Source organism: Streptomyces fructofermentans, from assembly GCF_014651055.1.
Classification (GTDB): Bacteria; Actinomycetota; Actinomycetes; order Streptomycetales; family Streptomycetaceae; genus Streptomyces; species Streptomyces fructofermentans.
The window spans coordinates 1-22,307 of the sequence record NZ_BMWD01000047.1 but is presented as its reverse complement, the minus strand read 5'-3'; the positions used below and the strand labels follow the sequence as shown (position 1 = coordinate 22,307).

Sequence of the window (22,307 nt, the reverse complement as noted above, 5' to 3'; positions counted from 1 at the left end):
GGACGCGCCCGGACCGGGTCGGCGGCCGGGGCGTTCAGAGGTGCGAGGGCTCGGCCGCGTCGACCGTCTCGTGGCCCTCGCGGCGGATTCGCTCGACCCCCCAGGCGCCGAGCGGCGCGAGCGCCCGGTTGAGCGTGCGCCCGTGCTCGGTCAGGGAGTACTCCACCCGCGGGGGCACCTCGGCATACACCTCGCGGTGCACGAGGCCGTCCGTCTCCATCTCCCGCAGGTGCTGGGTGAGCATCTTCTCGCTCACTCCCGGCAGTCCGCGCCGGAGTTCGGCGAAGCGGCGGACGCCATGGGCGTCGAGTTCCCAGAGGATCAGTCCCTTCCACTTGCCGCTCACCACGTCGAGCGCGGCGTCGATGCCACAGATGTAAGGCCCGAGTCTCGGCGCCCTGGCCATCGCAGATCCCCTTACTAAAAGGTAAGTACCGCAGTAAAGAGTGGGTACTTCCGAGACTAGTCGCGCTCTCCGAGCATGGAGGGGTGAACGAACAACGGAACCCCACCACCAGGCAGAAGAGCGCTGTCACCGTGATCGGGCTCGGTCCGATGGGCCGGGCGATGACACGCGTCCTCCTCCGCGCCGGCCACCCGGTCACCGTCTGGAACCGCACCGCCGCTCGGGCCGACGGCGTCGTGGCCGACGGGGCGACGCTCGCGGCGACCCCCGGCGAGGCGGTCGAGGCGAGTGGTCTCGTGGTCCTGAGCCTCACCGACTACCAAGCGATGTACGACGTCCTCGGCGGCGCCACCGGGTCGCTCGCGGGCCGGACGCTGGTCAACCTCAGTTCCGACACGCCCGACCGCACCCGCGAGGCGGCGAACTGGGCGGCGGGCCACCGCGCCGGCTTCCTCACCGGAGGCGTCATGGTCCCCGCGCCGATGGTGGGCACGGAGGCGGCCCATGTCTACTACAGCGGGCGCGGCGAACTGCTGGACAGCCACCTGGCGGCGTTGGCGCCGCTCGGAACGCCGAAGTACCTGGGAGAGGACCCGGGCCTCGCGCAGTTGATGTACCAGGCCCAACTCGCGGTGTTCCTCACGACGTTGTCCGCGCTGATGCACGCCACCGCGATGCTGGGCAGCGCGGGGACGAGGGCCGCGGAAGCGCTGCCGGAGCTGCTCGCCTCCGCCGACTCGATCGGCGACATCCTGAGGGCCGGCGACGAGAACCCCGGCGCCGCGCTGGACGCGGGGGAGCATCCCGGCGACCTCAGTACGGTCACCATGATGGGTGCCACGGCCGACCACATCGTCGAGACCAGCAGGTCCATCGGCCTCGACCCCGCGCTGCCCCTGGCCGTGCGTGCTCACTACCGGCGCGCGATCGCGGACGGACACGGGGGCGACAACTGGACACGGATCATCGACGGCATCCGCGGACCGCGCTGACCCGACGCGGGGCCGACGCGCACCGCCCGGCCGCGTCCGCCCCCTGGCCCCGCACACACGCGTCGCGGCCCGGTCCTCCCGCCGGAGGACCGGGCCGCTCCACCACGACCGTCAGTGACGTACGGCCGGATCAGTGGCCCTGCTGAAGGCCCGAGTCGTCGCCCGCGCCGTAACCGCCGGCCTCGTCGCCCGCCTGGTCACCGGCACCGGCTTCCTCACCGGCGCCCGCGCCTGCCTCTTCGCCGGCGCCCGCTTCCTCACCGGCACCGGCCTCCTCGCCCGCACCGGCCTGTTCGCCGACGCCGGCGTCCTCACCGGCGCCTGCCTCCTCGCCCGCGCCCGCCTCCTCGCCGGCACCGGCTTCCCCGCCGGCACCCGCGTCGCCCGCGCCGATCTGGGCGCCGACCGCGGCCAGCGCGGTGGTCACCGGCTGGAAGAAGGTCTCGCCGCCGACGGTGCAGTCACCGCTGCCGCCGGAGGTCAGGCCGATCGCGCTGCCCTCCGCGGTGAACAGGGAGCCTCCGCTGTCGCCCGGCTCGGCGCAGACGTTCGTCTGGATGAGACCGGTGACCGTGCCCTCCGGATAGTTCACGGTGGCGTCGAGACCGGTGACCTGACCGTCGTTCAGACCGGTGGTGCTGCCCATGCGGATGACTTCCTGGCCGACCGCGGCCTCCGCGGCCTGCACGATCTCCACGGTCTGGCCGCCGCCGGTGTCCACCGTGCTGGGCGCCTCGGTCGCCGGGTCGTCGTACTTGACCAGCGCGAAGTCGCCGTCCCCGGGGAACGTGGCCGCCTCGACCGTACCGATGGGCGCGCCGTTCTGGGCGTCCGACCACTCGGCGGTGGCGACACCGCAGTGTCCCGCGGTCAGGAAGCCGGGGGTGCCGTCGCCGGTGACGACGTTGAAGCCGAGCGAGCAGCGTGCGCCGCCGCCGAAGATGGCGTCGCCGCCCTCGACGAACGTCTTGAACTCACCGGCGGACTTGGTGATGGTCGCCATGCCCGAGCCCAGGCCGTCGACGGTCGACTCCAACTGGTCCCAGTCGGCGCCCTCGACCGTGCTGTCGGCGGTGACCCGGATCTTGTTCGTCCTCGGGTCGACGGACCACGCCGTGCCCGGGATGGTCGCCTCGGTCTTCAGCGTCCGTGCAGCGGACTTGAGTTCGGCGGTGCTGTTGTCGACCTCGCGGACGACCGCTCCCGCCCTCTGCGCCTGGACGACGACGTTGTTGTTGTCGCCCACCACGTTGATGATGAGCTGCTGCTTACCGGCGTCGTAATACGCACCGGCAAAGGCTTCGCCGAGCTGCTCGGCGAGCTGCGAGGCGAGGTCGGAGGCGTCCGCGGCCTTCAGCGTTCTGGGGGCGGCACCTTCCGTCGCGTCGGTCTGGGACGCCATCGCGTTCGGCAGGATGAGTGCCGCCGCGCCGAGCGCCACCACACTTCCCGCGGCTATGACGGCCTTGCGCTTCGGTATCCGCTTGTGGCTCAACTTCCTGACCTCCTGGGGACTGGGGGGTCCGTGCCGCCGATTGGCAGCTGACGGCGGGCGCCTGGATGGCTGTTGGTACGGACGCGATGCGTGGGGCGTTCAACGCTCCCGACCAACTTCCTTTGCGAAAGCGTGAATCCGTTGTCCCGTCCACCCCGCCCGCGACAGCGCGGAACAATGGCCGCATGACGCTGACCACCGCTGATGCGGACAAGATCCTCACCGACAACTTCGCTCCCTGGGTCCTCGACCTCGGTCTGTCCGTCGAGGAGGTGGACGAGCGCCGGGCAGTGCTCCGGCTCCCGTGGTCCGACCGGCTGGCCCGGGAGGGCGGCGCGCTGTCCGGCCAAGCCCTCATGGCGGCCGCGGACACGGCGACGGTGATCGCGGTCTCCGCGGCGCGCGGAGGCTACGGGCCGATGACGACGGTCCAGCAGTCGACGTCGTTCCAGCGCGCGGTCGTCGGCACGGACGTGCTGATCGAGGCGGTCGTGACCAAGCTGGGCCGCCGGACGGCGTTCGCCGATCTCGTGATGACCCCGGAGGGCTCCACGGAGATCGCGGCCCGCGCGAGCACGGTGTACGCGCTGCTCGGCTGACACCTCCCGGCCCGCTCCGCCGGCTCCGGCAGCCCTGCCGGGGCCGGCCGGCCGTGCTCCGAGGTGGCCCTCCGTCGGGCGGCGCCCTGCGGACGGATTCCCGCGGACGGTTCTCCGAGAACGGCCCCGCAGGGCCGGCAAACAGCATTCCGGGGCTCGGCGGAATGGCGGTCCGGAGGCACGCGGCGGGCGTGCCGGCCGACGTTCGGCGGCCATTCGGGGCTATTCCCGTGATGCCATCGGATATCCGATGGCACCCAGTGGATCCCCTATTGGATCTCCATGTTCGTCCGGCCTACCTTCGAGGCATGTCGAAGATTCTTTTTGTAGTGACCGGCGCCGACTTCTGGACCCTCGCCGACGGCACGAAGCACCCGACCGGATTCTGGGCCGAGGAGGCGGCCGCCCCGTACGAGGCGTTCAGGGCCGCCGGGCACGAGGTCGTCGTGGCGACGCCCGGCGGCGTCGTCCCGACCGTGGACCGGGGCAGCCTGGCCGCCGAGGTGAACGGCGGCCAGGAGGGGGCCGACAAGGTCGCCGCGGCCCTCGACTCGTTCACCGAACTCCAGCACCCCGTCCGGCTGGAGGACGTGGACCTCGACGAGTACGCGGCCGTCTTCTACCCCGGCGGCCACGGGCCCATGGAGGACCTCGCCGTCAGCCCGGAGTCGGGCCGCCTCCTCACCCTCGCGCTGGAGTCGGGCAAGCCGCTCGGCGTCGTCTGCCACGGCCCGGCCGCGCTGCTGGCCGCCACGAAGGACGACGGCACCAACGCCTTCGCGGGCTACCGCCTGACCGGCTTCACCAACACCGAGGAGACCCAGGCCGGCCTCGCGGGCAAGGCGAAGTGGCTGCTCCAGGACCGGCTGGTGGAGATCGGCGGCGACTTCCAGGAGGGCGAGCCGTGGGCCCCGTACGTGGTCGTCGACCGCAACCTCGTCACCGGCCAGAACCCCGCCTCCTCCGCCCCGCTCGCCACCGAGCTCCTCAAGAAGCTCGGCTGACACCCTCTCCGAGACATCGCCGACGGCCGTTCGCGGCCCGGCACTCCCCGGCGTCCGGCCGCGGCCCACAGGGTCGCGGCCGGACGCCGTTCTTCGACGGGTACGCGCGGCCGGCGGCGGGTGCCCCCGGTGGCCCGCCCGCAGTCGGACATCCGTGGCCAACGGATCGCCCGCCCGCAGTCGGACACCCGTGGCCAACGGATTGCGGACCGCCACTGGGCGGTGACGGAACGTCGACGAACCGCGGCCGAATCCCGGCTTCGGGGAATCTGCACATCGAATACGCACACGCGTCACGGCACGCGGTGAATCCACACGGCGGACGGGCGCGTGCCGCGCCTTTGGAGAGGTGTGCCCGATTCCCGGGAAGGGATTCGGCGCGCGAATGTGAACCACCTCGGAGCCATGTGAAGAAGTCGCCACCGAGGCGTGCGCGCGCCTGCACGTATGAACCGGCACGGACACCAAACGCCCTGATCAAAGGGCTCGTTGATTGGAAGCCCGGAGCGCGGCCGTGCTTTGATCCGTTGCACCGCGGGCGTCACCCCACCGGTACCCGGCAACGGGTTCCGGGCGCTCGCGGCAGCGGCCGGCCATCTGTCCCCCAGAGGGGGCCGCTCCCCCCTGTGAATACCAATAGGAAGGTAAGTTCCTCATGAACTCCACCCCCCAGGTCCAGACCGCCGAGATCTCCGACGCCGACCTCGACAACGTCTCCGGCGGCCTCGCGCTGAACGCCGTCGGCACCGTCACCGGCCTCGTGGACGGCATCGCCCCGGTCTCCGGCCTGGTCGACACCGTCGTCGGCACGGTCGAGGGTGCGACCGGCCTGAACACCGCCCCGGTCACCGGCCTGGTCGCCGGTCTCTGATCACTTCGTGATCGTTCGGCGTGCCGAGGGGCCCCGGAACCGTCACCCGGTTCCGGGGCTCCCGGATGCCGTGCCGGGGCCGGGCGGCCCCCCGATGCCCTCCCGGGGCCGCCCGGCCCGTACCGGCCCAACGGCCGATCCGCCCTGCCCGGCGGCCCGTTCAGAGTCGCTCGTCGGCCACTCGCAGGTGGGGGAAGACCCGTGCAGTTCCGTCAACAGGCCCTCGCCAAGCTCCAGTCGCCCGAAGAACTCGACCTCCCGGTCCGTTTCGCCCGCCCGCAGGGCTGGCTCGTGCTGTCCGTCACCGTGGCCGTCATGGCCGCCGCGTGCGTCTGGGCCGTGACGGGATCCGTCGCGTCCACGGTGAGCGCGCCCGCCATCCTCACGCACGGGCAGGGCAGTTACGTCCTCCAGAGCCCCGTCTCCGGCCAGGTGACCGCCGTCCTCGCCGAGCAGGGCCGGCGCGTCGGCGCGAACGCCCCCGTGCTCAAGGTGCGCACGCAGAAGGGCGAGACGGTCGTACGCAGCGTCGCCGCCGGGCGCGTGACCGGCCTCGCCGCGACGATCGGCGCGATCATCAGCACCGGCGCGAACGTGGCCGCCGTGGAGAAGGTCGCCGACGCCGACGACCCCCTCTACGCGACGGTGTACGTGCCCGCCGAGAACGCCGCCGCCATTCCCCCGGACGCCGCTGTGGACCTCACCCTGCCGTCGGCGCCCACCCAGCGGTTCGGCGTCCTGCGCGGTCACGTGAAGTCCGTCGACCGGACCGCGCAGAGCAGGCAGCAGATCGCCGGTTTCCTCGGTGACGCCCAACTGGGCGAGCAGTTCACGAAGAAGGGCAGGCCGGTGGCCGTACTGGTCCGTCTCGACCGGTCCCCGGGAACGCCGTCCGGCTACGCCTGGTCGTCCGCCGAGGGCCCCCCGTTCCGGCTGGACTCCATGACCGCGGCCTCCGGTTCGATCCGCCTGGCCGATCAGCGTCCGATCGATTGGCTGCTGCCGTGACGACCACCCCCCGCGACACCGCGGAGCCCTCGACGAGTTCCACCGCGAAGGAATCCGCCGCACCGCCCCCGGTACGGGGCCGCAGACGTGCCGCGCCGCGCGGGCCCGTGGTCCCCAGGGCCCGGAGCCGGTCCGTGCGCACGCCCACCGTGCTGCAGATGGAGGCCGTCGAGTGCGGCGCCGCCTCGCTCGCGATGGTGCTCGGCCACTACGGCAGGTACGTACCGCTGGAGGAGCTGCGCATCGCCTGCGGCGTCTCGCGCGACGGATCGCGGGCCAGCAACCTGCTGAAGGCGGCGCGGAGTTACGGGCTGACGGCCAAAGGTATGCAGATGGACACCGCCGCACTCGCCGAGGTGCGGGCCCCGGCGATCCTGTTCTGGGAGTTCAACCACTACGTCGTCCACGACGGCATCGGGCGCCGCCTCGGCCGGCGGGGCGTGCACATCAACGACCCTGGCAAGGGCCGGCGTTTCGTCCCGATGGAGGACTTCGACACCAGCTTCACGGGGGTCGTGCTGGTCCTGGAGCCGGGCCCGGACTTCAAGAAGGGCGGCCGCAGGCCCGGAGTCCTGGGCGCCATGCCGGCCCGGCTGCGCGGCACTTCGGGCACCATGCCGGCCGCGGTCCTCGCCAGCCTGCTGCTGGTGGCCGTCGGGGCCGCGGTGCCCGCGCTGAGCCGCACCTATATCGACATGTTCCTGATCGGCGGGCAGACCTCGCTGCTCGGGGTGCTGTTCGCGTCGATGGGCGCGACGGTTCTGCTGACGGTCGTGCTGACCTGGCTGCAGCAGGCGAACCTGCTGCGCGGACGGCTCATCTCGTCCACTCTCAGCAGCGCGAAGTTCCTCAGGCACCTGCTGCGGCTGCCCGTCACCTTCTTCGCCCAGCGCAGCCCGGCCGACCTCGTGCAGCGCCTCCAGTCCAACGACGCCGTGGCCGAGACCCTCGCGCGTGACCTCGCGGCGGCGGGCGTGGACGCCGTGGTCGTCGTCCTGTACGCCGTGCTGCTCTACACCTACGACCCGCAGCTCACCGCCGTGGGAATCGGGGTCGCGCTGCTCAACATCGTGGCGATGCGGGTGGTGATCCGGTTGCGGGCGACCCGGACGGCCAAGCTGCGTGCCGACAACGCGCGCCTGACCAACACCGCCTACACGGGCCTCCAGTTGATCGAGACGATGAAGGCAACCGGCGGCGAGGACGGCTACTTCCGCAAGTGGGCCGGGCAGCACGCGACCACGCTGGAGGAGCAGCAGCGGCTCGGGGTGCCGAGCGCCTGGCTGGGTGTCGTCGCGCCGATGCTGGCCACGTTCAACAGCGCGCTGATCCTGTGGATCGGCGGACTGCGGGCCGTGGAGGGGCACATCAGTGTCGGGCTGCTCGTGGCGTTCCAGGCGCTGGTGACCCGCTTCACCGCGCCGATCACCCGGCTCAACGGAGTCGCGGGCCGCATCCAGGACTTCGCGGCGGACGTGGCCCGGCTGAAGGACGTCGAGAACTTCGCGGCCGACCCGCTGTACGCCAGGCGCGGCGGCGACGGGACGCGCAGGCTGCAGGGCCATGTCGAGCTGGAGAACATCACGTTCGGGTACAGCCCGCTCGACGCGCCGCTCCTGTCGGGGTTCTCGCTGTCGGTCGGCCCGGGGCGGCAGGTGGCCCTCGTCGGCGGCTCCGGCAGCGGCAAGTCGACGGTCTCCCGGCTGATCTCGGGGCTGTACGCGCCCTGGGAGGGAGTGATCCGCATCGACGGACAGCGTCTGGAGGACATTCCCCGCGGTGCCCTCGCGGCCTCCGTCTCCTTCGTCGACCAGGACGTCTTCCTCTTCGAGGGGACGGTCCGCGACAACATCGCGCTGTGGGACCCCTCGGTCCCGGACGAGGCCGTCGACGCCGCGCTGCGGGACGCGGTCCTGTACGACGTGGTGATGCGCCGTCCGGGCGGTGTCCACAGCAGGGTCGAGCAGGACGGTCGCAACTTCTCCGGCGGTCAGCGCCAACGCCTCGAAATAGCGCGGGCGTTGGTGCGCAGGCCCAGCATCCTGGTGCTGGACGAGGTGACCAGCGCGCTGGACGCGGAGACCGAGCAGACCGTCATCGACAACCTGCGGCGGCGCGGCTGCGCCTGCGTGGTGATCGCGCACAGGTTGAGCACCGTGCGGGACAGCGACGAGATCGTGGTCCTCCAGCACGGCACGGTCGTGGAACGCGGGCGGCACGACGCCCTGATGGCGGCCGGCGGCGCGTACGCCGAACTGGTCGGGGAGCGTTGAGATGACGTCCGTCCACCAGCGGCCGGCGGCCGGCGACGACTACGTGCTCGGCGCGCTCGGCGGCATGGGCGCCCCGGTCGACTGCTCCGGCCTCACCCGCCTGGACCTCGAAGGCCCGCACGTCCTGTGGGTCGTGGCGTCGGGAGCGATGGACCTGTTCGCCGTGGACGCGGTCGAGCAGGGCCACTGGCACCACCTCGGGCGCCTGGAGGCGGGTTCGCTGCTGCTCGGCCCGGTCACCGGTCCGCAGCACACCCTCGTGGGCAGGCCGCTGCGCGCCTGCGTGCTGCGCCGTGTCCCGCTGCGCGAACTGCACCGGGCCCCGCGGACCGAGACCTGGACGTACGACGCGTACGGCACTCCGCAGTACGTGCCCCCGGCCACGAGCCCGCTGGAGTACGCCCTGTCCCTCGGGGTCGGGCGCGGTCTGGCCATCCTGTTCGCGGCGCCGCTCGCGGGCGACCGGGACGCGGCCCCGGCGGACGACGACGTGCTGTGGACCCAGGTGGCGCCGGGCAGTGTCGAGTACGGCTCCGTGTACGGCGCCGAGGCGGCCTCGGACCTGCTGATCGACCCGGCGCTGTGGCAGACGATGGTGGACCAGCAGTACCGGCTGCTCGCCACCCTCGACCGCTGGATCGAGCAGGTGGAGCGCGCGCACGAGAACCGTACGGCGGCGGGCATCAAGGCGGGCGAGGCGGTTCGCGCGCAGGCCGACCGGACCCTGATCGCCTCCATCTCCCGTCGTCCGGGGGCCGGTTCGAGCGCGGCCGACGCCGACGCCACGTACGCGGTGTGCCGGCTCGTGGCCCGCGCGGGGGGCATCGTGCTCGCCGACCCCGCGCAGGGTGGCGGGGAGAGCGACCGCCTCGACCCGGTCGAGCGGATCGCGCTGGCCTCCCGGGTCCGGGTGCGCGGGGTTCGGCTCGACGGGCGCTGGTGGCGGGACGACGTCGGCCCGCTGGTGGGGCACCGGGTCGCCTCGGGTGCGCCGGTGGCGTTCCTGTGGCGGCGCGGCGGGTATGTCGCGGTGCATCCGTCGAGCGGGCGCGAGACTCCGGTGGAGAAGGCCAACGCGGCGGAGTTCGAGCCGCGCGCGGTGATGTTCTACCGGCCGCTGCCCGAGCGGCGGCAGAGTCCGCTGCGGCTGCTGCGGTTCAGCCTGCGCGGTGCCGGCGGCGACCTGCGCACGCTGGCGGTGGGCGGGCTGGTGACGGTGGCCCTCGGCGCGCTGGTGCCGGTCGCGACCGGCAAGGTGCTCGGCGAGTACGTGCCGAGGGCCCAGGAGGACCTGATCGTCCAGCTGTGCCTGGCCATCATGGTCGCGGGTGTCGTGTCGGCGGCCTTCACGCTGATGCAGAACCTGACCGTCCTGCGGATGGAGGGCCGGATCGAGGCGACGCTCCAGCCGGCGGTGTGGGACCGGCTGCTGCGCCTGCCGACGGCCTTCTTCACCTCCCGGTCGACCGGTGAACTGGCCAGTGCCGCCATGGGGATCAGCGCGATCCGCCGACTGATGGCGGGCGTCGGCCCGGTAGTCGTCCAGTCGGGCACGGTCGGTGCGATGAACCTCGCGCTGCTGTTCTGGTACAGCGTTCCGATGGCGCTGGCCGCGATCGGCATGCTGGTGGCGATCGCCGGGGTGTTCCTCGGCCTCGGCCTGTGGCAGGTGCGCTGGCAGCGCAGACTGGTCGTGCTGGGCAACAAGCTCAACAACCAGGCGTTCCAGACCTTGCGGGGGCTGCCGAAGCTGCGCGTGGCTGCGGCGGAGAACTACGCCTACGCGGCCTGGGCCGGCGAGTTCGCACGCAGCCGGGAGCTCCAGCAGCGGGTGGGCCGGATCAAGAACCTCACGACGGTGCTGGGAGCGGTGTACCTCCCGCTCTGCTCACTGATCGTGTTCATGCTGCTGGCGGGTCCCGCGCGCGGTTCACTGTCGGCCGCGGCCTTCCTGACCTTCAACACCTCGATGACCATGCTGCTGACCTCGGTCACCCAGATGACGGGCGCGTTCGTCTCCGTGGTCGCCGCGCTGCCGCTGTTCGAGGAGATCAAGCCGGTCCTCGACGCGGCGCCCGAGGTCCGGGCGGCCAGTACGCGGCCCGCCGAGCTGTCGGGTGCGATCGAGGCGAAGAAGCTGTCCTTCCGGTACACCGACGACGGGCCGCTCGTCCTGGACGACGTGTCCTTCGGGATCCGGCCCGGCGAGTTCGTGGCGGTCGTCGGCCCGAGCGGCTGCGGGAAGTCCACCCTGCTGCGGCTGCTCATCGGCTTCGACCGGCCGCTGTCGGGGAGCGTCCTGTACGACGGCCAGGACCTGGCCGCCCTGGACCAGTCGGCCGTGCGCCGCCAGTGCGGTGTCGTGCTCCAGCACGCGCAGCCGTTCACCGGCTCGATCCTGGACGTCATCTGCGGCACCGAGCCCTACACGCCCGAGGAGGCGATGGCGGCGGCCGAGATGGCCGGTCTCGCCGAGGACATCAGGCGCATGCCCATGGGACTGCACACCATCGTCTCCGGCAGCGGGGCGGTCTCGGGGGGCCAGCGGCAGCGCCTGATGATCGCGCAGGCGCTGATCCGCCGACCGCGCGTGCTGTTCTTCGACGAGGCGACCAGTGCCCTCGACAACGAGACGCAGCGCACGGTCATCGAGAGCACCCGGGCCCTGAACGCCACCCGCGTGGTCATCGCGCACCGGCTGTCCACCGTCATGGACGCGGACCGCGTCATCGTGATGGAGGACGGCAGGGTGGCCCAGCAGGGCCCACCGGCCCAACTCCTGGCGGACACCGGCGGCCGTCTCCACGAGCTGGTACGACGGCAGATGCGCTAGCGGCCAGGCGTCGGGCCCGGTCACCGACGCCGCCACCCGCCCGGCAACTCCACGGGCCCGGCGACTCCGGTGACCCGAGTGGGCCAGGGTGCCCCCGGTGGCGCGAGCGGGTCCAGCTGCCTGGTGGCCCGAGCGGGGCCGGTGGCCCCGACAGCCGGATGGGCCCGGCGGCTCTGGTGGCCCGAGCGGGACCGGCGGCCCCCGTGGGCCTTGGTGGCCCGAGCGGGACCGACAAGCTCCGGTCGCCCGGGCGCCGGGTGTCCCCGGCGACCCTGGTGGCCCGGACGGGCCCGGTCACGAGTCGGCGCGGGGGCCTGGGCGGCCTGGGCAGCGCCGATGCCGAGGCCGCCGAGTGGGCTCGACCGTTCCGGTAGCCCGGCGGCTCCGACGGCCCGAGTGGGCTCGGTGCGCCCGGTGACCCCAGCAACTCCGGGAGCCCCCGGCAGCCGGGGTGGGCGCGGCGACTCCAGGAACCTGAGCGGGCCTGACAGCTCAGGCGGCCCCGGGTGGCCCCGGTGGTGGTCCCGCGAGCGGCTGCCCTCGCGTACGCGTCCACGGCAAGGCCCCGGCACGGCGGGCCCCGCGCCCGGGCCGCCCGGGGCTGTGACGATGCCCACTATCGAAACTTTGCCGTTTCGGTAGAGGTGGTCTAGCCTCAAGGCGTACGAAACCGTTTCGTTCCCGTGGCCCGGTTCGCCGGCCAGTGAACTCTCCCTGGAGTGGTGCTCCGATGTCCCAGACCCAAGCCCTGTCAGAAGGCGCGGCCCGCAAGGGGCCCGCCGGCTCCGCGGGCGGACCGCCCTCGGCGAAGCGCTGGTGGATCCTCTCGATCGTCGGGATCGCCCAGCTGATGGTGGTCCTCGACGCGACCATCGTGAACATCGCGCTGCCCTCCGCGCAGGCGGACCTCGGCTTCACGGACGGCAACCGGCAGTGGATCGTCACGGCCTACGCCCTGGCCTTCGCCTCCCTGCTCCTCCTGGGCGGCCGCATCGCCGACCTCTTCGGACGCAAGCCCGCCTTCCTCATCGGTGTCGCCGGCTTCGCCGCGGCCTCGGTCCTCGGCGGCGCGGCGAACAGCTTCGGCATGCTGGTCACGGCGCGTGCCCTGCAGGGCGTCTTCGGCGCCCTGCTCGCACCCGCCGCGCTCTCGCTGCTGAACACGACCTTCACCGACGCCAAGGAGCGCGCCAAGGCGTTCAGCGTCTACGGCGCCATCGCGGGAGCGGGCGGCGCGATCGGCCTGCTGCTCGGCGGTGTGCTGACGGACGCCCTGGACTGGCGCTGGACCCTCTACGTGAACCTGGTCTTCGCCGTCGTCGCCTTCGCGGGCGGCTGGGTGCTGCTGAGCAACCACCGCGACGCCGCGAACGCGAAGCTCGACCTGCCGGGCGCGGCCCTGGTCTCCGCGGGCCTGTTCTCCGTCGTCTACGGCTTCTCCAACGCCGAGACGCACGACTGGAGTTCACCGCAGACCTGGGGCTTCCTGGTGGCGGGCGGCCTGCTGCTCACCGCGTTCACGTGGTGGCAGACGCGCGCCGCGCACCCGCTGCTGCCGATGCGCGTCCTGCTGGACCGGACCCGCGCCGCCTCGTTCGTCGCCGTCCTCGTGACCGGTGCGGGCATGTTCGGCGTCTTCCTCTTCCTCACGTACTACCTGCAACTGAACCTGGGCTTCAGCCCGACGAAGACCGGCCTGGCCTTCCTGCCGATGATGGCCGCGCTGATGGTCATGGCCCAGGTGTCCACCACGATGCTCGTGCCGCGCATCGGCCCGAGGACCGTCATCCCGGCGGGTTTCGCGATCGCGGCGCTCGGCATGGCCTGGCTGACGGGCATCGCCCTGGACACGAGCTTCTCGACCGGCGTGCTCCCGCCCCTGCTGCTGGTCGGCGCGGGCCTCGGCATGGTGATGCCGCCGGCCATGTCCCTGGCCACCGCCGGGGTCGCCCCCGAGGACGCGGGTGTCGCCTCCGCGACCGTCAACACCATGCAGCAGGTGGGCGGTTCCATCGGCACCGCGCTGCTGAACACGCTCGCCGCGAGCGCCGCCACGAGCTACCTGGCCGGCAAGGACACCACCGACCCGCTGGTCCGGGCCCAGTCGACGATCGAGAGCTACACCACCGCGTTCTGGTGGTCCGCGGGCTTCTTCGTGGCGGGTGCGCTGATCACGTTCCTGCTGTACCGCCCCGGGGTCCAGGAGCAGGACGCGAACGCCGCGCCGGTCGTCCACATGTGACCTTCCGCAAGCCGAGGGGCCGCCGTCTTCAGGGAGACGGCGGCCCCTCCTCCGCGTCCGCCGGGGCGGGGTTCCGCGCCTCCCGGACTCGCCGCGCTTCCCGCGCTCGCGCTCCCGGCCGGCATGCGGCGCCGCGAGTGTCAGAGGCCGTCGCGGGACTGCCGCCAGTCGCCCTTCCAGACGACCCACACATGGCCGTCCGGGCCATGGTGCACCCGCAGTCCGTCGACGACGGCCAGCACGGGCAGATGCCTTGCCCCCACCCGGTCGCCCGAGGCCAGCGAGACCGCCACGTCGTCGGTGGCGGCGACGGTGATGCCCGCCCGGTCCGCGGTGAGGACGACCCTGCACATGTCGGCGGCGCTGCGCTCCAGGAGGCACCGGCTCGCCGAGCGGCCCGCGTCCAGCACCGGAACAACGAAGGAGGGCGGGGCGTCGATCGCCCGGGTCACCGCCACGGCGGCCGCCTCGGCGGAGGACTCCCCGTCGCCGCGGGAGAAGCGCGCGGTGAACTCCATCTCCAGCACGGGTCCCACGAGTCCGCGCTCGGTGACCAGCGGAGGTCCGTCCGACGGAGTGCGTACCGGCGTTCCCACCGCCACCCCTCCTCGACCGGACAACTCTGCTGCGGACAGTTCCCGACGCGGCCCGGCGGGTCGGCGGGTCGTCGTGCGGGCGTGAACGCGGCCGGAGGCTCCGGCAGCACGGCGACCCTACGGGGACAACACCCCTTTGAACAGAGCCCGTTGAGTAAACGCAATGACCAAAAGTCAATAGCCGCACCTTGAATTCACCGGGACGGGTGAATCGGCTCCGACTGGGGCGCCGTACGTCCGCGCGCGGAGCCCGACCCGCACGGGCCACCCCGGACCCACCGCGTGTGCGGCCGTGAACGCGCCGAAGCCGCCGGGCGCGTGTGCGCCCGGCGGCCGGTCGCCGGCTCCCCCGGCGGCCCGGAGGCCGTACCGGGAGGCGGCATGACGCCGGGGTCGGCGGAGACGGCCCCACTCCGTCTCCACCGACCCCTGTGACGAGGTTGCGCGGTACTCCGCGACGGGGCTCGCACTCCCCATCCGCATCTGCGGCCCCTGTCGACGCACACCGGGAACCGCGCGACCCCGGTCCTCAGAACGTGAAGACGGCAGTCCCGTAGGAGTTCTTCACGCACTCGTTGGAGAAGGTGCGTTCGTAGGAGACGCGCTTGCCCTGCCAGACACCGTCGACGGTGACGACGACGGGATCGTATTCGCGGGTGCACATGGCGTCGCCTCTGGTGGCCAGGGCGTCGAAGTCGCCTCCGGTCGAACGCAGTTCGATACAGGCCGACAACGCGGCGGGATGGGTCCCCGAGGCGGTCGGCGCGCACGACAGCGTGACCGCGCGTTCAGGGGTGGAGTCTGCCGCGAACTCGCCGTGGCCCGTGGTCAGCACCAGGGACGAGGGGGCGTAGAGCGCGGCCGGCGAGTGGGTGGCGGCGAGGGCGGACCCGGTCAGGGGTCCGCATACGGCGGTGGCCGTCAGCGTGATGGTCGCTGCCCAGCGCGCGGTGTTCGGCATTGTGTGCATCCTTCCGCTCGGGTGATCCGCACCGACTCGGTCGAGTGCCGGTGCGGCGAGCGCGAGTCTGCCGAGTCCGCGACGGAAACACACCTCGACCCCACGCGTTTCAGTAACCTTGCGTATTGAATCAGTGGCGCGAAGTTACGGAATTCGAACAGGTCGACCCCCGCGCCGGACGGGTTCCGTGTCCATGATCGGACGCGCTGGCCGAATATCCACTGCTCAGCAATAGGCCTGAAACATTCCGCTTGAAGCGCCCGGAACCCCGGATCGGCGACCGGGCCCCGGCGCTCGACACACGTACGAAACACGGGCAAGGGTACCCATACCGTCGTTCGTCCGGCGGACGGATCGTCGAACGACTCGTCGAACGGGTGGACCCTGTGCCGTCTTCGTCCACTTCGGGCCGAGAAGGTGGAGGGATCGTCCACCGGTGCGGTTCGAGCCACGCCTCGTGGCGTCGGCCGGCCACGGCACCGAGGGACGGTCCCGCGCGCTCCCGCCCACCCCCGCGACAGCGCGCCGCCGTACGGCCCCCTCCGCGTCACCACGCACTCCCCGCCCTGCCGCCCTCCGGGTGTCGGTCCTCGCTTCGGCCTCTCCTTCCGGCAGGGACTCGCGGCGACCCTCCTCGGTGTGCTCGCCGGGGCGCTGATCCTGTGCCCCATGGCGGTGTTCTCCGGGTCTTCGACCGGCGCCGGCGGGGCGGCCGTCACTGGTTCGCCCACCGCCGGAGCCGGCGGGGCACGACCGCCTGGTGGGTGTCCGCCGTGATCGGCGTCCTCTTCACGAACATTCCCGGCCAGTTCGTGGGCCCGCTCGGCGACCAGGCCGGCGGGGGGACATCGGGCTGCCCCTCTCCCTGACCGTCTCCGCCGTCCTCTTCCTGGCCCTGCTCCGGCTCTTCCCCGAACCCCGGGCCGTGTACGGACCTGCGGGTCCGCGGCTCGTCCGATGCGTGGACGTGCCGGTACCGGCGATCATCGGACCCGGCGGCGCGGACGGAGCGGGCCCGGCCGCGCCGGAGACAAAGGGCTCCTGACGGCCAGAACCGGACAGCACCCGCCACGGGGTGCTGTCCGGGATCGGCGCCTTCGTAGACTTCCCGGCCATGGAAGCGATCTACGAGCTGGGCGAGATCACCTGCCCGTCCGGCGAACTGGTGATCGTCGACGGCGGTCATCTCGGCATGTGGAGCGGCGAGCGTTCACCGGCCGAGGTGGATCCCGCCGCGTTCGGCGTCCAGGACCCGGACGTGGCCGCCGGCATCACGGGGGCGACGGACTTCGCGATCACCGGCCCCGACGCGGCCGGAGCGGCACACTCCTTCGACCGGCAGCCCGGCCGGATGCTGCACGACATCCCGGCCCAGGGGGCGGGACGGCTGCGTGAGCTCTTCGACGCGCACTGCCGGCAGCACGGCTTCACCGCCCGCCTCGAACCCTGCCCCGAGCGGGTGCCGCACCGCGAACGCGTGCGACGGTGCGTGGCGGAGGGCGGGGGCGCCTTCCTCATGAACGGCGTGCCCGTCGTGGCGCTCGGCGGGCTGCCCACCGACCGGCCGCTTCCCGTGCTGGCGTCGGGCGCGGGCCTGGTGGTCCCGGTCTCGCCCGCACCCGTCGCCAAGTGCGTGGAACTCGGGGACATCCGCGTCGACTGGGCGCGGATCCTCTTCGGGGACGCCGACGCGCTGTCCCACTGGCAGCACGACGAACCCGTCGACGGGCTGGCCGACGTCGCGTTCTGGGGTGCCTCCGAGGAGGCGGCGGCCGAGGAGTTCGGTGCGCCCGCCCTGGGCGAACCGGGCGAGGACGGCGTACGCGGCTGGACCGGACTGCCCCTGCCGGAGGCCGCGCGCCGGGCCGGGGCGCTCCTCGGCTGGAAGGACGCCGATCCGGCTCGGCGGATGATGGTGGACTTCCGCCCCCACTCCCACCACTGGCAGGTCATGCGGCAGGTCCGGGCCTCCGCCGTCGAGGCCGGGACGGTCGAGGTCGGCGGCGCGCGGATGCTGTGCACGATGACCGGTCAGGGCGACGGCTGGTTCCCCGTGTCGGCGGACCTCGGACCGTCGGGCGAACTGGTCGCCGTCCGCGTGTCGTTCGCCGTCTGAACCCGTCGCCCACGAGTACGCCCGCCCCTCCCCCGTGTGCGCGCGCCCCGACGCACGCGGGGCCGGAAGTGATGCCCGCGCTGGACGGATCTTGTCCGGCTCGCCAGGATCGTCGCAGCGCGCGGCAGCACGGCGGCGCCGTGGGCCGCGGGGCGCGGCACAGCACGGTCTCAAAGGCGAGAGGCGGGACGTACCGATGGCGAAGCACTGGGCGGACTTCCAGTACGAGATCTATCTGAACGGCATGACGGGCGCGGTACCGAGACTGCCCACCGATCTGACCCGGCTGGAGGAGATGGCCGAGCAACGGCTCGGTCCGGGGCCGGTGGGCTACGTGGCGGGCAGCGCGGGCAACGGCAGTACGGCGCGGGCCAACCGGGCGGCGCTCGACCGGCGCCGGATCGTGCCGCGCATGCTGCGGGACGTGCACGAACGCGATCTGTCCGTCGAGGTGCTGGGCCGCCCGCTGCCCGCCCCGCTGGCGCTCGCGCCCGTCGGCGTCCTGTCGATCATGCATCCGGAGGCCGAGACGGCCGCCGCGCGTGCCGCCGCCGCGCAGGGCGTGCCGTTCATCCTGTCCTCCGCCTCCAGTACGCCGATGGAGCAGGTGGCGGAGGCGATGGGCGACGCGGAGCGCTGGTTCCAGCTGTACTGGGCGAAGGACCGGGAGGTCACCCGCAGCTTCCTGGACCGGGCGAAGGCCGCCGGTTTCAGCGCGCTGTTCGTCACGCTGGACACACCGCTGCTCGCCTGGCGGCCGCGCGACCTGGACCAGGCCTACCTGCCGTTCCTGCACGGGGTGGGCACGGCCAACTACTTCTCCGACCCGGCGTTCCGGGCGGGCCTCGCCAAGCCGGTGCACGAGGACCCGAACGCGGCGGTCATGCACTTCGTGGGCATGTTCGCCGATCCGGCGAAGACATGGCCCGACCTGGAGTTCCTGCGGGAGAACTGGGACGGGCCGATCGTCCTGAAGGGCGTCCTTCACCCGGACGACGCGCGCAGGGCCGTCAACGCCGGGATGGACGGTGTGGTGGTGTCCAACCACGGCGGCCGGCAGGTCGCAGGTTCCGTGGCCGCCGCCGACGCGCTGCCCCGGGTGGTGGAGGCGGCCGGGGACCGGCTGACCGTGCTCTTCGACAGCGGGGTCCGCAGCGGGGACGACATCTACAAGGCACTCGCGCTGGGCGCGCGGGCCGTGCTCGTCGGGCGCCCGTACGCCTACGGGCTGGGACTGGACGGGCAGGCGGGGGTGGAGCACGTCATCCGCTGCCTGCTCGCGGAACTCGACCTCACCCTCGCCCTGTCGGGGCACTCGGGGCCCACGACGCTCGGCCCCGACGACCTCGCGGAGGAGACCGTATGACCACCGTGTCCCCCGCCGCCGTCAAGAACGTACTCGCGGTCATCTCGCCGCACGTGGGCGGCCGTTCCGCGGGGGCGGGGCTCGCGACCCTGTTCCCCGGTGAGGCCCGGGTCACCGTCGTCGAGGCCGCCGACGAGGACCCGGCGGCCCTGCGGGAGGCCCATGTCCTGGTCACCGGCCTCGGGCCGGTCACCGCCGAGCACCTGGCGGGCGCACCGGAGTTGGAGCTGATCCAGTGCGCGAGCCACGGCTTCGACTACGTGGACCTCGACGCGGCCCGCGCGCGGAACGTACCCGTGTGCACCATCGGTTCGAGCGGCGCCGAGAAGCAGAACGTGGCCGAGCAGACGTTCGCGCTCATGCTCGCCCTGGCCAAGCAGTTGATCCCGGCGCACACGGCGCTGGTCGACGCCGACTGGGCGCTGCCGCGCCTCCAGCGGTCCATCACGGAGCTGTCCGGCAAGACACTCGGACTGATCGGCCCCGGCCACATCGGCCAGGAGGTCGCCCGCCGCGCGGTCGCGTTCGACATGACGGTCCTGTACGCCGGGCCGCGGGCGCTCGGCGCCGAGACCGAGGAGCGCCTCGGCGGGGCCCGCCATGTCGGTCTCGACGAACTGCTGCGCTGCTCGGACTACGTCACGCTGCACGCGCCGCTCAACGACTCGACCCGGCATCTGCTCGACGCGGAACGGCTCGCGCTGCTCAAGCCCACCGCGTTCGTCGTGAACACCGCGCGGGGCGCCCTGATCGACCAGGACGCCCTGGCGGACGCGCTGGAGTCGGGCGCGCTGGCCGGGGCGGGCATCGACGTCTTCGACCCCGAACCGCCCACCTCGGCCCTGCGCCTGCTGCGGTCCCCGAACGTGGTGCTGTCGCCGCACGCCGCCGGAGTCACCCGCGAGACCCTCGTGCGGATAGCGCTGGCCGCCGTGCAGAACGTCCTGGAGTTCCTGTCGGGCAGGCCGCCCCGGGACGTCGTCCGCTAGGCCTCCAACTGGAGGCCGGTATCCGGTGTCCGGTGTCCGGAGGCCGGTGTCCGGAGAGGCCCGGGAGCCCGAGGGGACGGTCTCCGACCCCGACCCCGGCCCGGGCCCCGGACTCCGGACTCCGGACTCCGGTCTCCGTGAGCGGCTACCGCAGCGGGACCACCGGCTGCCCGCCTCCCGGGCCGGTGTCCGCGGTCGCGGCCCGGGACTCGGCCGAGGACTGCGAACCGGCGGGATCGGCCCGCGGCGGCCCGTCCTGCTCCGCGGTCCCGCACGGCTCGGCGGCGCAGGCGGCGTCCGGGGCGTCGGCGATGTCCGGGGCGTCCGGGGCGTCCGGGGCGGTCTTCGAGTCGACGTGCGTTCCGGTGGCGGGCGGGTCGCCGGCGGGAGGCCCGGGCGGGGGCGTCGTGCCCGCTATCGACAGCGACTCCGGACTGGCCCGCACCGCGTCGGTGCGCCACCGCTGGTCGTCCGCCCCGTCCCGGATCTTCACGACGATCTCCGCGTCCGCGTCGTCGGAGGCGGGGGCGACGGCCAGCCCGTCCTGCCGTCGCGGCAGCAACTCGCCCTGGACGGTGAGGTCGTAGCGCACGTCGTCGCCCCGCTCGGCCGACGCGGCGGCGCAGGAGCCGAGGACGACGACCCCGGCGTCCGCGCGGGAGTCCAGGCACAGGTCGGGCTCGGCGGCGCTGCGCAGGAGCCCGTCCTTCTCGTAGAGCCACAGCTGGGTGCGGGCAGCGGAGCACACCGCCAGTTCGGTGCTGTTGCCCGCCGTGGTCCTGCCGTCCCGGATGTCGAGGCAGAGGTCCAGGGCGAGGTTGCGCAGCCGGGTCCGCCCGGTGGCGGGCAGACCCGAGGTGAAGGACGGCGGCGAGGTCCTGTCGGGGGGGACCCGTCCGCCGCCGGGACCGAGGCTGCTGGACGCGCCCGCGGACGCCGAGGGGGCGGCGTCGCCGTCGTCGCGCGACCAGAGGCTGGCGACGAGGACGGAGGCGACCAGGGCCGCCGAGACCAGGCCGGCGCCGGTGAGCAGGGCCGTGGAGTTGCGCTGCGGCGAGGAGTGGCGCCCCTGTCCCGCGGGGCGCGGTGACAGCAGACGGGGGCGGCGTCCGCCACGCGGACGCCGGCCTCCGCGTCGGGCGGCCCGGGTGCCCACGTGGCCGCGGCTGGGCCGCGAGTCCAGGTACCGCCGGGCGCCCCAGCCGAGCACGGCCTCGGCCAACAGTCCGCCGAGTCCTCCCTCGAAATGGCTCAACTGCTCTGCCGCGTAACGGCAGTAGCGGCACTCCAGGAGGTGTTGCTGCACATCGGGCAGCAGCCCGCCGCCGCGCCGAATCGGGACGTCGAGGAGCCGGTTGTAGTAGCGGCAATCCTTGTTCGGCGCGAGTTCACGATGCGCTCGTACGCAGCCCTCGCGGAATTTCTCCCGGGCCTGTTCCAGGGCGGCCGACGCGCTGTCGGCGTCCATGCCCAGCAGACCGGCCGGTACGGATATGGGTTCGACCTCGACCTCGGTGTGCCACAGGAGGCACTGCGCGAGTCCGGGAAGGGACTCGAAAGCGCGCTGGGCGAGCTTGCGGCTTTCCGGCGTCATGGACTTCGTCGCGCGCATACCGCGGCCCCCGGCAGGTTTCCGGAGATCGGGCAGCACCTCCGATATCCGGTCCTGGGCGGACCATGCCCTGACCGTGTCCCGCACCGCCGTGAGCAGTTGGGGACGCAGGGCTGTACCGGAGCCGCCGCGCCGCAGGCCCTCCAGCACCTGCTGGAAGGCGGACGCGGTGACCATGGAGGCGACGTTCGCCGACGAGGCCAGGCAGATGACGGCGTAGTCGTGCGCCGGCTGCCAGTGCCGTGCGAGCAGCAGCGCGACGGAGTGCGTCGCGTCGCCCTCGGGCTGCGCCCGGAGGAGGGCCACGAGACTCTCGTCCGACTCGGCCGGAGCGGTACCGGGCGGGTAGGAGGGGCGCGGTGGGTGGGGGGTGTGCACGGAGCGGATTCCTTCCAGGGCACAAGGTGGCACGCAGAAGTTCTGACCGCCGAAAAGGAGCTCCGGATTGGTGCGTACCTTTTTGGCTTGGCGCACGGAAAGCGACCGGGACGTCGACCGCTCGGCATCCTTCGGACGCGGGCTTTTGGGGCCCGGCGACCCGTGGAAATCCGAGGAGGAATCAGACCTGGCCATGGGCATGTGCGGGGAAGTTCACCTTCGCACAGAACTCTCACGCCCAACAAGGCACTTGGGCTACTTCCGCAACATCCATGTATTGAAAGAAAGTCAATAGCGATCCAGGTCAGGCCACTGCGGTCGCACCCGCATTCGAAAATCCCGTGCGCCCCGTGTGAATCGTGTGCACGCGCCGCCACCGCTCGCACGCTGCCGGTCCGAGGATGTCCCGTAGTGCACTGGTACCGGCCTTTTCCGAAGGCCCCGCGCGGAACGGCGGCACTTCCGCGCGAAACCGGCCGCCGACCCCGTTCTTCCCGCCCTCGGTCGGCGGCCCGCAGACAGTCGCCCCGCCCGGTGGGGCCGGGCCCGACGGGAGGCGGGCCCGG

Annotated in this window: 16 protein-coding genes and 1 pseudogene; 12 read left to right on the top strand and 5 right to left on the bottom strand. The window is 72.7% G+C overall.

Annotation, left to right across the window (positions count from 1 at the left end; translation table 11 throughout):
• Positions 1-34: 34 nt before the first annotated feature.
• Entirely contained in the window at positions 35-406 is a 372-nt protein-coding gene (locus IE265_RS36285; protein ID WP_190040049.1) for a winged helix-turn-helix transcriptional regulator, read from the bottom strand.
• 83 nt (positions 407-489) lie between these two features.
• Here IE265_RS36285 and IE265_RS36280 point away from each other — a divergent pair, with 83 nt between their 5' ends.
• A complete protein-coding gene (locus IE265_RS36280; RefSeq protein WP_190040048.1) occupies positions 490-1,398 on the top strand; it encodes an NAD(P)-dependent oxidoreductase in 909 nt (302 codons plus the stop codon).
• Between the two features lie 130 nt (positions 1,399-1,528).
• Here the strand turns inward: IE265_RS36280 and IE265_RS36275 are convergent, their stop codons facing one another.
• The gene (locus IE265_RS36275; protein ID WP_229916935.1) at positions 1,529-2,893 is read right to left on the bottom strand and encodes a S1 family peptidase; all 1,365 of its coding nucleotides are present in this window, start codon (positions 2,891-2,893) and stop codon (positions 1,529-1,531) included.
• A 185-nt stretch (positions 2,894-3,078) separates the two neighbouring features.
• On the opposite strand from IE265_RS36275, the gene IE265_RS36270 reads away from it, so the two are divergent.
• The 7 genes from IE265_RS36270 to IE265_RS36240 all read left to right on the top strand — a co-directional run bounded on the left by IE265_RS36270 (position 3,079) and on the right by IE265_RS36240 (position 13,723).
• Entirely contained in the window at positions 3,079-3,492 is a 414-nt protein-coding gene (locus IE265_RS36270; RefSeq protein ID WP_190040047.1) for a PaaI family thioesterase, read from the top strand.
• Between the two features lie 308 nt (positions 3,493-3,800).
• Entirely contained in the window at positions 3,801-4,496 is a 696-nt protein-coding gene (locus IE265_RS36265) for a type 1 glutamine amidotransferase domain-containing protein (RefSeq protein WP_190040046.1), read from the top strand.
• Between the two features lie 655 nt (positions 4,497-5,151).
• Positions 5,152-5,367, top strand: coding sequence for a type A2 lantipeptide (locus tag IE265_RS36260; protein ID WP_190040045.1), 216 nt, complete (start codon positions 5,152-5,154; stop codon positions 5,365-5,367).
• Between the two features lie 201 nt (positions 5,368-5,568).
• A complete protein-coding gene (locus IE265_RS36255) occupies positions 5,569-6,375 on the top strand; it encodes a biotin/lipoyl-containing protein (protein ID WP_190040044.1) in 807 nt (268 codons plus the stop codon).
• A gap of 107 nt (positions 6,376-6,482) precedes the next feature.
• Positions 6,483-8,648: an NHLP family bacteriocin export ABC transporter peptidase/permease/ATPase subunit gene (locus tag IE265_RS36250; protein WP_373303109.1), complete on the top strand. Its 2,166-nt coding sequence runs from the start codon at positions 6,483-6,485 to the stop codon at positions 8,646-8,648.
• 1 nt (position 8,649) lies between these two features.
• Positions 8,650-11,481, top strand: coding sequence for an NHLP bacteriocin export ABC transporter permease/ATPase subunit (locus IE265_RS36245; protein WP_190040042.1), 2,832 nt, complete (start codon positions 8,650-8,652; stop codon positions 11,479-11,481).
• A 730-nt stretch (positions 11,482-12,211) separates the two neighbouring features.
• Complete coding sequence (locus tag IE265_RS36240; protein WP_190040041.1) at positions 12,212-13,723, top strand: MFS transporter; 1,512 nt, start codon at positions 12,212-12,214, stop codon at positions 13,721-13,723.
• Positions 13,724-13,863: 140 nt separating this feature from the next.
• On the opposite strand, the gene IE265_RS36235 is transcribed toward IE265_RS36240, so the two are convergent.
• Complete coding sequence (locus IE265_RS36235) at positions 13,864-14,319, bottom strand: hypothetical protein (protein WP_190040040.1); 456 nt, start codon at positions 14,317-14,319, stop codon at positions 13,864-13,866.
• A 529-nt stretch (positions 14,320-14,848) separates the two neighbouring features.
• Positions 14,849-15,280, bottom strand: a complete 432-nt coding sequence (locus tag IE265_RS36230; RefSeq protein ID WP_190040039.1) for a protease inhibitor — start codon at positions 15,278-15,280, stop codon at positions 14,849-14,851.
• A 680-nt stretch (positions 15,281-15,960) separates the two neighbouring features.
• Here IE265_RS36230 and IE265_RS38865 point away from each other — a divergent pair.
• The 4 genes and pseudogenes from IE265_RS38865 to IE265_RS36215 form a co-directional block, all read left to right on the top strand.
• Positions 15,961-16,325: pseudogene (locus IE265_RS38865) on the top strand (cytosine permease); the annotation flags it as partial.
• Between the two features lie 69 nt (positions 16,326-16,394).
• Positions 16,395-17,396 carry a hypothetical protein gene (locus IE265_RS36225; protein ID WP_190040038.1) on the top strand — a complete coding sequence of 334 codons (1,002 nt, stop codon included), beginning with the start codon at positions 16,395-16,397 and terminating at the stop codon, positions 17,394-17,396.
• A 196-nt stretch (positions 17,397-17,592) separates the two neighbouring features.
• Positions 17,593-18,762 carry a lactate 2-monooxygenase gene (locus tag IE265_RS36220; protein ID WP_190040037.1) on the top strand — a complete coding sequence of 390 codons (1,170 nt, stop codon included), beginning with the start codon at positions 17,593-17,595 and terminating at the stop codon, positions 18,760-18,762.
• A complete protein-coding gene (locus IE265_RS36215; RefSeq protein WP_190040036.1) occupies positions 18,759-19,751 on the top strand; it encodes a 2-hydroxyacid dehydrogenase in 993 nt (330 codons plus the stop codon). Before IE265_RS36220 ends, IE265_RS36215 begins: the two co-directional genes overlap by 4 nt.
• Before the next feature lie 145 nt (positions 19,752-19,896).
• On the opposite strand, the gene IE265_RS36210 is transcribed toward IE265_RS36215, so the two are convergent.
• Positions 19,897-21,741, bottom strand: a complete 1,845-nt coding sequence (locus IE265_RS36210) for an RICIN domain-containing protein (RefSeq protein ID WP_190040035.1) — start codon at positions 21,739-21,741, stop codon at positions 19,897-19,899.
• Positions 21,742-22,307 lie beyond the last annotated feature (566 nt).